At 42.4% G+C, this 12,006-nt stretch carries 11 protein-coding genes and 2 pseudogenes; all 13 read left to right on the forward strand.

Annotated elements, in window-relative coordinates; all coding sequences use genetic code 11:
* The first annotated feature begins 97 nt into the window (after positions 1-97).
* Positions 98-510, forward strand: a pseudogene (locus RE628_RS13950) (DUF1854 domain-containing protein).
* A 24-nt stretch (positions 511-534) separates the two neighbouring features.
* Entirely contained in the window at positions 535-807 is a 273-nt protein-coding gene (locus tag RE628_RS13955) for a hypothetical protein (RefSeq protein ID WP_309159209.1), read from the forward strand.
* Between the two features lie 11 nt (positions 808-818).
* Positions 819-2,756 (forward strand): ABC transporter ATP-binding protein, encoded by a 1,938-nt coding sequence (locus RE628_RS13960; protein ID WP_309159210.1) that lies wholly within the window; start codon positions 819-821, stop codon positions 2,754-2,756.
* 154 nt (positions 2,757-2,910) lie between these two features.
* Complete coding sequence (locus tag RE628_RS13965) at positions 2,911-3,426, forward strand: sigma-70 family RNA polymerase sigma factor (RefSeq protein ID WP_309159211.1); 516 nt, start codon at positions 2,911-2,913, stop codon at positions 3,424-3,426.
* Positions 3,419-3,850 (forward strand): sigma factor regulator N-terminal domain-containing protein, encoded by a 432-nt coding sequence (locus RE628_RS13970; RefSeq protein ID WP_309159212.1) that lies wholly within the window; start codon positions 3,419-3,421, stop codon positions 3,848-3,850. The genes RE628_RS13965 and RE628_RS13970 overlap by 8 nt, the downstream gene beginning before the upstream one ends.
* A gap of 2 nt (positions 3,851-3,852) precedes the next feature.
* Positions 3,853-4,605, forward strand: coding sequence for an anti-sigma factor C-terminal domain-containing protein (locus tag RE628_RS13975; RefSeq protein ID WP_309159213.1), 753 nt, complete (start codon positions 3,853-3,855; stop codon positions 4,603-4,605).
* Positions 4,606-4,870: 265 nt separating this feature from the next.
* Positions 4,871-6,355, forward strand: coding sequence for an Lsa family ABC-F type ribosomal protection protein (locus tag RE628_RS13980; protein WP_309159214.1), 1,485 nt, complete (start codon positions 4,871-4,873; stop codon positions 6,353-6,355).
* Between the two features lie 152 nt (positions 6,356-6,507).
* Positions 6,508-6,861 carry an ArsR/SmtB family transcription factor gene (locus RE628_RS13985; RefSeq protein ID WP_375143082.1) on the forward strand — a complete coding sequence of 118 codons (354 nt, stop codon included), beginning with the start codon at positions 6,508-6,510 and terminating at the stop codon, positions 6,859-6,861.
* Positions 6,862-6,952: 91 nt separating this feature from the next.
* Entirely contained in the window at positions 6,953-7,996 is a 1,044-nt protein-coding gene (locus RE628_RS13990) for an MATE family efflux transporter (protein WP_309159216.1), read from the forward strand.
* Entirely contained in the window at positions 7,950-8,303 is a 354-nt protein-coding gene (locus RE628_RS13995) for an MATE family efflux transporter (protein WP_309159217.1), read from the forward strand. Before RE628_RS13990 ends, RE628_RS13995 begins: the two co-directional genes overlap by 47 nt.
* Positions 8,304-8,328: 25 nt before the next feature.
* Complete coding sequence (gene gshAB / locus RE628_RS14000; protein WP_309159218.1) at positions 8,329-10,659, forward strand: bifunctional glutamate--cysteine ligase GshA/glutathione synthetase GshB; 2,331 nt, start codon at positions 8,329-8,331, stop codon at positions 10,657-10,659.
* Positions 10,660-10,725: 66 nt separating this feature from the next.
* A complete protein-coding gene (locus tag RE628_RS14005; RefSeq protein ID WP_309159464.1) occupies positions 10,726-11,004 on the forward strand; it encodes a PadR family transcriptional regulator in 279 nt (92 codons plus the stop codon).
* Between the two features lie 100 nt (positions 11,005-11,104).
* Positions 11,105-11,721 (forward strand): annotated as a pseudogene (locus RE628_RS14010) (ABC transporter permease); the annotation flags it as partial.
* Positions 11,722-12,006: the final 285 nt, after the last annotated feature.

The following is a 12,006-nucleotide window of genomic DNA, read 5'->3' on the forward strand; positions in this document are numbered from 1 at the left end:
CGGAAGTGCCGATCTGGCCGAGGCTGCCCAAATTCGTTATTTAACTCCTGGAGATGTGGCGTTCACCCGGACGGAAGGCCATATGTTGAACGTTAAAATGGGGACTGGAGAATATTCTGGAGTTTATATCCACTGCTCCTTTCCTCATACGAATAAACGAATCTATTTATCGATCAGAACGGTAGACAATGAAGAGATCGGTATGATCCGCTCTCTGGATGAATTTCCGGAGGAGACGCAGCGGCTGCTGGAAGAACAGGTCCAGCTGCGCTATTTTGCCCCGAAATCACAAAGGTGTTGTCGGTGAAGGAGGAGTTCGGTTATTCCTATTGGGAAGCGGAAACTTCTTCAGGACTTTGCCGATTTACGGTTCGCGAAGGTGGAGGGAATGTCAAGCTGATGAGCGCGAACAGGCTGTTGATCGTGGATGTGGATGGCAACCGGTTTATTATCCCTTACCTGGATCGATTAAGCGATAAGGAATATAAAATGGTCGAAGTATGCATGTAGAACCATTACGGTAGGGAGGTACCCATGAATCTTAACTTTACACTGCTCGAGCGTGATTTCCATGTGGCCTCACAGGCCGTCGGTGAAACTATCCGCTATTGTGTGCCGGCGGATCTTACGCTCGGCGGGAAACGGGCAGAAAACTACTTCGTAATCGGGGAGCAGAAATGGGCCTTGATTCAGAAGGGGGCTGTAATAGAAAGCGGCTTCATTGCGGATGCTGGGTCGTACAAAGTGGTTCCGCTGATCGGCAGCGCTGTTCTTGAGGGGAAGAAGCCGGAAGCAAGTTTATTCTAACAAGACTGTCCATGAAGCATGCAGCAAGATACGGATATATAGCGCAAATTTTGAATGATATGTCCAGACAGCGAAAAATCCGGATTTATAACGATGAAGAGGAGCCGGTCTGCGCGAACTGTGGTGGTTCGCTCATTCGCGGTACGAGGGTGTGTCCGAATTGCATGAATAAGGCAGCTGCTTTCAAACGACTACTCTCGGTTTCTCTTACCCATTACAAAATATTTGCCGTAGGGCTCACGGCCATCCTTGCGGCTGCAGCGGTATCCATGCTGGGGCCCTATTTTCAAAAACTGTTGGTCAATTCCTCCCTGCAGCCTCCGGCGGGCGAAACACCTAATATGCATGTGTTTATTATAGCCATAGTAGGTTTGTTACTGGTATTGGTTGGAGGGGAAGGGCTTGGCATCGTGAAAGGCCGGATCATGGCCAAAGCCAGCTCGGAAATTGCGGCAGATTTGCGTAAGCTGGTGTATGAACGGATTCAGAGTTTGTCGCTCGGTTTTTTGACCACGCAGCGTGCTGGGGATATCATGAACCGGATCACTTCGGATACGGATCGAATCCGCAACCTGATGCAGGAGCTGTTCACAACGGCGGTGTATCAGCTTATCATCCTGGTATCGGCAAGCGTACTGCTCTTTACCGCCGATTGGCGGCTTGCGTTAGTTGTACTACTGCCGGCTCCGTTTGTCGCCTACCTACAGAGATACATCTGGAAAGGCGTGTTATGGAAGCTGTTCCATAAGCAGTGGAGAGTTTATGACAAGGCGAATTCCTATCTGCATGACGTGCTGAGCGGTATCCGTGTCGTCAAAGCCTTTGGTAAAGAGGAGCGGGAGGTCAAGCGATTCAGGGAGTACAACAGCGAGTTCGCGGTCGCGACCTTTCGATCGGAGAAGGTATTCAGTATTATGCAGCCGATTTCCACCTACTTGATCCAGTTGGGGCAGTACCTTGTGCTCCTTATAGGCTGCTACATGATTATCGACAAAGAAATGACTCTAGGCGAGCTGGTTCAATTTAGCGGATACGCTGCCATGATCTACGGGCCGATCTCTTGGCTGATGTTTCTGCCCAGATGGCTGTCCGATGCGGTCATCTCCATTGAACGGATCTTCTCGGTGATTGACGAGCAACCGGAGGTCACTGATATGGATTCTTCCGTTAAACATTCCATTCAAGGAAAGATAACGTTCCATGATGTTGTTTTTGGTTATAAGTCTTACGAGCCTGTTCTGAAAGAGATCAGCTTTGAGGTCAAGCCGGGAGAAATGATCGGCCTTGTTGGCCACTCGGGATCGGGGAAATCGACGCTCATTAATCTGGTTTCCCGTTTCTATGATGTGAATGAAGGAGAAATATTGATCGACGGGGTGGATATCCGTCGGATCGAACAGGCTCATTTGCGCTCCCAAATCGGTGTCGTTCTGCAGGAGACCTTTCTCTTCAGTGGAACGATTCTGGATAATATCCGCTATTCTAAAATGGATGCCACGTATGAGGAAGTTCTAGAAGCGGCGAAGATCGCCAATGCGCATGATTTTATCATTCGGCTGCCTGACGGATACGACACGCGGCTCGATGAGAACGGCGGCAATCTGTCCGGAGGTGAGAGGCAGCGACTGGCGATTGCTCGGGCGGTACTGAATGATCCGCGCATTTTGATCCTTGATGAGGCCACAGCTTCGCTTGATATCGATACGGAGACCTCGATTCAGGAAGCATTGCGCCGGGTGACAAAGAGCCGTACAACCTTGGCGATAGCACACCGTCTCTCGACGCTCCGTCATGCCGATAGGCTGATCGTCCTCAATAAAGGGGAAATCGCCGAAATCGGGACCCATACAGAGCTGGTTGAGAAGAAAGGGATCTATTATAGTTTGATCACGGCGCAGCGAAATATGGCAAAGCAGAAAACGGATATAGTTGTGGAGCCTGCAGGATAGAAGATTATAAGGACACCATCGAGGTGTCCTTTTTACGATCTACTGTAGGGGACTCACAGGATTGGATAGAAGGGGTACAAATACATGATCGGAATAATTATTCGAAAGGCTGTAACCTTTCCGTTATTGGATCGTGGTTAGGTTGAGGGGATAAATGATGAAGCATAACACACTTGAAAGTGTGTACCGGAAATACATGCCGGACCTATACCGATATTTACGAACTCTGTGCGGAGATGATGTCGGTGCCGCAGAGGATTTGGTGCAGGAGACCTTTTACCGTGCCTATCTACATCTGGAGAATTACAAAGACGAGAAGGTTAAGCCTTGGCTTTTCCGTGTGGCCTACAATGCATTTATCGATATGAAACGAAAAGAGAAGCGTAGCACCGTATCATCCGAAGAATTTTTCCATCGGTTGCCCGAAGATGATCGGAAGGGGCCAGAATCGGTTGTTTTGCAAAAAGAAGATCATGACGTCTTAATGGCGTGGATCGCACAGCTGCCAGAGCTTCAGAAGCAGGCATTGGTATTATACGATTTGCACCAGCTTACATATCAGGAAAGTGCAGATGTGATGGGGATTACCTTGTCGCATTTTAAGATTCTACTATTTCGTGCGAGGCAGCAACTGAGGAAGAACAAGGAAAGGAACGATCAGGATGACTGATGATTTCAAGCGGAAGCTTCAGGATTACAAGAATGGCAAGCTGTCAGATGAAGAACGGGCTGAGCTGGAGCAGCAGCTGGAGAAAATGGAGATCTACCAATCTTATCTGGATGAAATGCTGGATGGCGAGGAAGAGCATAGAAATCCGGGAGCTAATCGGGTGACCGACAAAGAACTGAACATGTATAAGCGTGAGGCAAGCCTATTGAGAAAAGGGAAATGGCGAGCACGTATCGGTACGGTGTTTACACTGATTAGTCTATATATCATTGTTACCGTATTGACTTCGATCGGAACAGCCCTCTACTACTGGACTGGAGATCCGAACCGTTACGATATTTATCGAGATGTGGTAGAATCGGCCATTGCGGTAACTTATCCGAATGTGACGGTTCACATCAGTGGGGAACAGGAACCTATTTAAGTATGAATGCAACGAGCAAAATGACTAAACGCGTTGGTGACGAGTATCTTGAGGTAGGCGAATTTTCAGGAACTCTCCTATTAAACTGGTTGCGATTATATGACTTCACTTGGTCGGATAGTGAGGCTGTTCGGTCCTCTGTGTTCCAATTTCCGGGGACCAAGGAACATAGCAGTGATCAGGAATGGAAAAGATTAGAAATGATGCCTGAAGGGACGGTAGCTGAAGCATATGTATCCTATAACCGGTTATACAAGACGGATGAATTTTTGCAGCAATTCCGAGACAAGCAGTTAGAACCACTCTGGTTCGCTGTTGATAATGGAGTTCATGGAGATGGGCACGGTAACGACGGCGTTATACTGAACCCCATTGGTTTTCCAAGCATGCCACTCTGGCACCCAGACGATGGAAAAGTCACAAAACACAAGGTAAGTAAAGGGTTCTGGGGATCCGAGAGCTCCTCCATAACCGCATATCCTGCCATTGAAGAATACGGTTCTGGCCAGCTACGAGACGAGAACTTTATTAAAACGCTTCGCTTATTGAATCAACATAAATCTATTGCTGATCGTATAGTTTATGGATTCGATATTCAGAAGTCGCTGGCATACGTGGAGAGAAACGGGGTAAATATCTACGGCGCCGTAGTCACCGGACCTACCAAGGAAATTCTGAAGCTGAAAAATGACCCTGCCGTGTCCAGTATCCGTGTCGGTAAAGTTACTCTATGGAATTGGAATCATGAGTCGTAAAGCTTCCGGATGATCATCAATGATTCAATTGATCATACTAAAGAAGTAGTAAGTGTATGAAAAGGTCGATATAATGAAGATGTCTATCTCGTATTCATGTGACCATTAGAAGTCATTTAGGAATTGATATAGACGCTGCTTGTAGTTAACTATATGGCAGTTATATTAAGGAGAGAGAGAAATGAGCACATCAGATACGATCGTTACACATGTAGTACTCCGTATAAGTCACTAATATCCATTAAACTTATACGGAGGAATTATCATGTCAATGATACAAGTACAAGACTTAACATTTTCTTATCCAAGCAGCTTTGATAATATTTTTGAAGGTGTAAACTTTCAGATAGATACGGATTGGAAACTAGGATTTATCGGTAGAAATGGACGAGGGAAAACAACATTCTTTAATCTGTTATTAGGCAATTATGAGTATAGTGGGAAAATCAGTTCTTCAGTCGAATTCAACTATTTTCCATATCCCGTTTCGGATAAAAATAAGTATACCTATGAGGTTCTTGAAGAAATTTGTCCCCAAGCAGAAGATTGGGAATTTCTTCGTGAGTTATCCTATCTAAATGTGGATGCCGAGGTCATGTACCGGCCATTTATCACATTATCAAATGGAGAACAAACAAAGGTATTGCTTGCCGCGCTATTTTTGAATGAAGGTCAATTTCTATTAATTGATGAGCCTACCAATCATTTAGATACGGATGCACGTAAGATTGTCTCTAGTTATTTAAAGAAGAAGAAAAGCTTTATTTTGATTTCGCATGACAGAATCTTCTTAGATGGATGCGTTGACCATATCCTCTCTATCAATAGAGCGAATATTGAAGTTCAAAGTGGTAACTATTCTTCATGGAAGTTAAATTTTGATAGACAGCAGGAACATGAAGAGGCAACAAATGAGCGTCTGCAAAAAGACATTGGGAGATTAAAAGATTCCTCAAAGCGTTCAGCAGGTTGGTCTCATCAAGTGGAGGCTTCAAAAAATGGAACAACGAATTCGGGTTCTAAGTTGGACAAGGGTTTTGTAGGTCATAAAGCGGCAAAGATGATGAAGAGAGCCAAGAGCATTGAATCAAGGCAACAAAAAGCGATTGAAGAAAAGTCAAAACTGCTAAAAAATGTCGAGAAAACCGAGTCTTTAAAATTAGAACCACTGGAATTTCAGTCAAAAGAATTGATTGTTTTGTCTAATGTGTCTGTCAGGTACGATGACCAAATCGTAAATCAACCAATTAGCTTTAAGGTTGAACCTGGTGACCGAATTGTACTTGACGGAAAGAATGGAAGCGGAAAAAGTAGTATCCTAAAACTAATCTTAGGGGATCCGATACAACATACAGGCTCAATGAATTTAGGTTCTGGACTTGTCATTTCCTATGTTAGGCAGGATACTTCTCATTTGAAAGGACTATTATCGGACTTTATCCAAGAACATGAGATTGATGAATCATTATTTAAATCTATATTACGTAAGATGGATTTTGACCGAATTCAATTTGAGAAAGATATATCTCATTATTCTGGAGGACAAAAGAAAAAACTGCTCATAGCCAAAAGTTTATGCGAAAAGGCTCATCTATATATTTGGGATGAACCGTTAAATTTTATTGATATTTATTCTCGCATGCAGATTGAAGAGCTTATTCAAAGTTTTAATCCCACAATGGTTATTGTTGAGCATGATCAGGCATTTCAACAAACGGTTGCTACAAAAATCGTATCTATGATAGGTTAAAAGCCCCGATAGGGGCTTTTTGCCTTGTGTGACAGGCATAGGAAGATCCTTATCGATATTGATAACTAAATAATTACTTGATAATATAAGTAAATGCTTATATAATAATTTTGTAAATAGTTGACCGAAAAATAAGGAAAGGAGTGCAAGTTATGATTCCTATAGATATTATGGCAGAGCAACTCAAGTTATTGGGTGATAAAACACGTTTAAACATTATCCATATTTTATTTCACCAAGAAGCCTGCGTCTGTCATTTGGTTGAAATATTAAAGATGACACAGCCGAATATCAGTCAACATATGCGAAAATTAAAAGATGGAGGCCTTGTACAAGAACAGCGGAGAGGGCAATGGATCTTTTATTCTGTTGATATTAACGATAAACCGTATATACGCGAAATACTGACTCACTTACCCGAGTTAAGCGAAGAATCGAAATCCGTTCTAGAAGAAATTCCTTGTAAGTCAAGCGAGGATAAAATGATGCAATCAAAGCGCGTGTAGAACAGTTTTTAGAAACAGGGAAGTAAACAATTTTCTAATAAAGCCGGCCTTGCGTGGTCGGTTTATTTCCTTACTCAAGGAGTTTTTGAGAATGAAAGGAACGATGAATCTAACTGAGGGCCCAATCGCCCCTACACTTTTGAAGTTAACACTACCTATTATCGCAACAAACTTCATATCCACTACTTATGGACTGGTTGATATGATATGGGTTGGCAAATTGGGAAGCGATCCCGTTGCTGCCATCGGAACGGCTAGTTTTTTTGTGAATTTAGCGGTCGCGTTATCTACCATGATTACTATAGGAACTGGGATTAAAGTGGCCCAAAGCATTGGCGGAGGAAGAGAAGAACAGGCCGGGGTGTATATCAAGAATGGTTTTTTGATGTCCATCATTCTTAGCCTCTTATATATGGTGATAATTTTCACATTTAAAAAAGGTCTTATTGGTTTCTTTGGGCTGGATAACGAACATGTTGAAACCATGGCCATTCAGTTTTTATTGATCTCCATGATTGGCATAGGCTTCTCTATCATCAATACTTTATTTAGTACAATTATTAATTCACTAGGAAACAGTAAGCGACCATTCAAAATCTTTACAATCGGCTTTTTAATAAATATGTTGCTTGATCCTTTATTGATTTTTGGTCTTGGTCCAATACCTGCATTAGAGGTTAAAGGTGCAGCTATCGCAACATTAATAGCGAATATTTTCGTCACTATTTTGTTTGTGTTTGAAGCGAAGAAAACTCACCTTTTTGCTAAGAACAACCCGTTTAAAACGAAAGAAATGAGTGAAGTGATTACGCTAGGAATTCCAATTACGATCCAAAGGGTAACATTTACGATAATCTCCATCATCATTGCAAAAATTATCGTCAACTGGGGCCCAGAAGCGATTGCTGTACAAAAGGTAGGGATTCAAATTGAGTCCATTTCTTACATGACAATAGGAGGCTTACAAGGTGCAATCGCGGCGTTTTTTGGACAAAATTATGGAGCACGTAAAATTGGACGAATACGAGAGGGTTATCACCGAGCTTTATTGTTAACGATGACCTTCCTTCGGCGTCTTAATATCATTAGTGTTTATTTTATTTCCCAAACCACTCTTTTCATTATTCCTGACTGATTCTAAATCTTTAGAGCTCGGCGCAAATTATATGAGAATCATCGGATACTCACAATTGTTTATGTGTATGGAGCTAATGACGGTAGGGGCCTTTAATGGTATAGGCAAGACGCATATCCCGCCAATTTTTAGCATCATTCTCACAGCCCTTCGAATACCAATGGCGATCGTCCTGTCAGGGCCTTTTGGATTGAACGGGGTGTGGATGTCAATTGCGTTAAGCAGTGTGCTGAAAGGAATTATACTCGTAAGTTGGTTTAAAATTACGCTTCGTAATCTGAATAAATCGGTTACTTTGAACACGTAAACCTTATTGAAGGAAGGTCCTAAGAATGATCGCATTAGATCATCATTTTATAGATGAAATTATCAGAGAACACTTACAAGAAGAAGTCTTTAAAGGTCATTTTGGACTAGAAAAGGAAAATGCGCGGGTAGATAGAGACGGAAAACTTGCTCTATCTCCTCATCCAGCTGTCTTTGGTGATAAGCTTGATCATCCCTATATAAAAACTGATTTTTCGGAAAGTCAAATTGAAATGATTACCCCTGTGCTTAACAGTACAGAGGAGGCTTATCATTTCTTAGAAACCCTGCATGATATCGTCACGCTTGAACTGAAAGATGAGTACTTATGGACCAGCAGTAATCCACCAAAACTTCCAACGGAAGAGGAGATTCCTATTGCGAAGATGAATGATCCAGAAGCGGATCAGTATCGTATGCAATTGGCCGAGAAATATGGACGTAAAAAACAATTGCTTAGCGGTATTCATATTAATTTCTCTTTCCAGGATAGTTTATTGAATAGGCTTCACCAGAAGTTAGACAAATCTGTTCCATATAAGGAATTTAAAGATGAGATGTACTTAAAAGTTGCGCGGAATATCATTCGATATCGTTGGTTACTGATTTACCTAACTGGTGCAAGTCCTGTATTCGATAAAACCTATGTTGAGCGATGCGTACATTTAAGTCATCATCTGGATGATGAGAGCCACTACTTCCCATATATGAATTCATTGCGGAATAGCATGTGCGGTTATCGTAATCAAAAGCCTTATTATGTGTCATTTAACACTGTTAATGATTATGTACAAGATATTCGTCAATTCATCACAAACAAACAATTGCTAAGCGCAAAGGAATTATATAGTTCTCTTCGTTTGAAAACTACAAAGGGAGAAGACATGCTTACAGATCTGATTGAGCATGGTATCGAATATATAGAACTTCGAATGATCGACCTAAACCCTTTAAGTAAGATTGGAATACATCATGATACTCTTCAATTTATTCATTTGTTTATTGTGTTTTCATTGTTCTTACAGGACGAACCTTTAGATTTGGAGGAGCAGAAGCAAGCACATGATAACGTTGATCAGCTCCTGTCTGAAGGGATTAAGTCGAAGATCAAAATGGGTCATACGATGGTAAGTATGGAGGCACTTGCTCTTGAGATTTTGGACTCTATGATGGATTTGTTAAATATCCTTAAGCCCGGTGATACACATAATTTGCAAGTTATTGAACAAGAAAAGAAGCGGATTTTAAACCCGCAAACCAGCTATGCATCCATCGTTAAATCTGAAATTGAAAAATCATCATATTCGACCTATCATTTGAACCAGGCAAAGCTCTATGCGAAACAAAGTCTGGAAGTAGGTTATACATTTGCCGGTTATGAAGACCTGGAATTGTCTACTCAGCTGTTACTTAAGGCGGCTATCAAGCGGGGGATACGATTTGAAATCCTTGACCGCGATGAGAATTTTATCCGACTGCAAAAAGGGGATCAGATTGAATATGTGAAGCAAGCTACCAAAACATCACTAGATTCCTATAGCACCGTACTTATTATGGAGAATAAGATCGTTACCAAAGAAGTACTTCGTACTAATGGCATTCGTGTTCCAGACGGAGAGGCGTATGCCAATATCGAAGAGGCTATGTCAGCGGTTGAGAATTATCTGGGGAGACAAATCGTCATTAAGCCTAAATCGACGAATTTTGGACTTGGGATATCGATTTTCACCAACGAGTTTTCAAGAGAGGATTATAGAAAGGCATTTGAATTGGCCTTTGAGTATGATCGTACCGTGTTGTTAGAAGAATTCATGTCGGGAAAAGAGTATCGCTTTCTGGTCATGGGTGATGAAGTGGTCGGTATTTTACACCGTGTACCTGCAAATGTATTGGGGGATGGGATACACACAATCACCCAATTGATTCACGAGAAAAATAAAGATCCGCTCAGAGGGAAGGGATACAAGACTCCGCTTGAACGAATCCAGTGGGGTGATGCAGAACAACTATTTTTAAAGGGCCAAGGTAGATCTTTAGAGGATGTTCCCGCTAGTGGTGAAATCGTCTATTTGCGGGAGAACTCAAATATAAGTACAGGTGGAGACAGTATTGATTATACAGATGATATTCCAGACAGTTATAAGCAATTTGCTATAAAGTCAGCTAAAGCAGCTGGAGCAACAATCTGTGGAGTTGACATGATGATTGATGATATTAGAAATGAGGCAACCCAACATAACTACAGTATTATTGAAATTAACTTCAATCCAGCGATTCATATTCATTGTTATCCGTACAAAGGTAAAAATCGTAAGGCAGATGATAAGATCTTGGACTTATTGTTCGAAGTAAAATGATAACTAGCCGTTCCATGAACATGGTACGAGTGCACTCCCGACTTGCTTCGCGGCCATACCGACACGATGATTTTACGACTCTTAACCGAAGCTGACCGTTACGGCTATGAAATTGTCAAGCTGATTACCCAGCGTTCGGGCGGCGAGCATGAATTAAAGGAAGCCACGATGTACTCCAGTGTTCGGCGGCTTGGGGCTGACGGTGATATCGAATGGTATTGGGGAGATGAATCTCAGGGCGGACGACGTAAATATTTTAGGATTACGGAAAAGGGTAAGGCGACCTACGCCCGCAACAAAAGCAACTGGGAGTATGCAAAACGCTTGCTTGAAAACTTGCTATAGAGGTAGTTTGAACACTCACTTATAGGGAGGTTTGATGTTATGAATGAGAAATTGAATAACTATTTGAAAGGTGTATTTGCACCATATGAAGGATTGAAAAGCAATTCAAGCAGGCACAGATAATTATGTGAATTACCTGTTGCCTGGAATACTCCTTATTGCTATTGCGAGTGGTGTATCCTACACGTCTTTCCGCCTGTTTACCGATGTTCAGCGAGGCATACTCGAGAGATTTCGCACCATGCCAATTTCACGTTCTGCCTTGCTATGGGGGCATGTGCTTACATCGTTGGTATCTAATACTATATCTCTTATCGTCATCATCCTCGTAGCGCTAATTATGGGCTTTCGTTCGCCAGCGGGGCTACTGTCATGGCTTGCAGTTGCCGGCATCCTCATGCTATTTACACTCGCAATAACTTGGGTCGCGGCAATTGCCGGGCTATCCGCCAAATCAGTAGATGGAGCTAGCGCCTTTTCTTATCCTATTATCTTCCTTCCGTTTATCAGTTCAGCGTTTGTGCCGACGGAGTCAATGCCAAGAGTCGTCCGTGTCTTTGCCAGAACCAGCCGGTGACCTCGATCGTGGAAACTATTCGATCATTATTGTTAGGCCAGCCGCCCGGCAACGATATATGGATCGCACTCGCGTGGTGTATTGGAATTATGCTTGTATCCTATTTCTTTGCAATGAGGGTATATAAGAAGCGTGTATGAAATAATGGAATTGATCCGAACTGAACTGTGAGACAAAAAAACCGTGCTGCACCAATATCTTGGTTGCCGCGCGGTTTTCGCATTTTTCTTTAAGGCATTGGCATGATGCAAAAAAGAAACATATCTCACTATGGCAGTTTTCTATCGCTGGCGGATTTATCGGATATTTGACCGACATTACTTCCTATGGATTGATGAAAGGAGCATTTCTTTCTACGGAAAGCAGCTAGCTCACTTGCACTTTATATTACCAAAATTGCGACTTCCGATATGTATTGGATGTTC

It is taken from the genome of Paenibacillus sp. D2_2 (genome assembly GCF_031199965.1).
Classification (GTDB): Bacteria; Bacillota; Bacilli; order Paenibacillales; family Paenibacillaceae; genus Fontibacillus.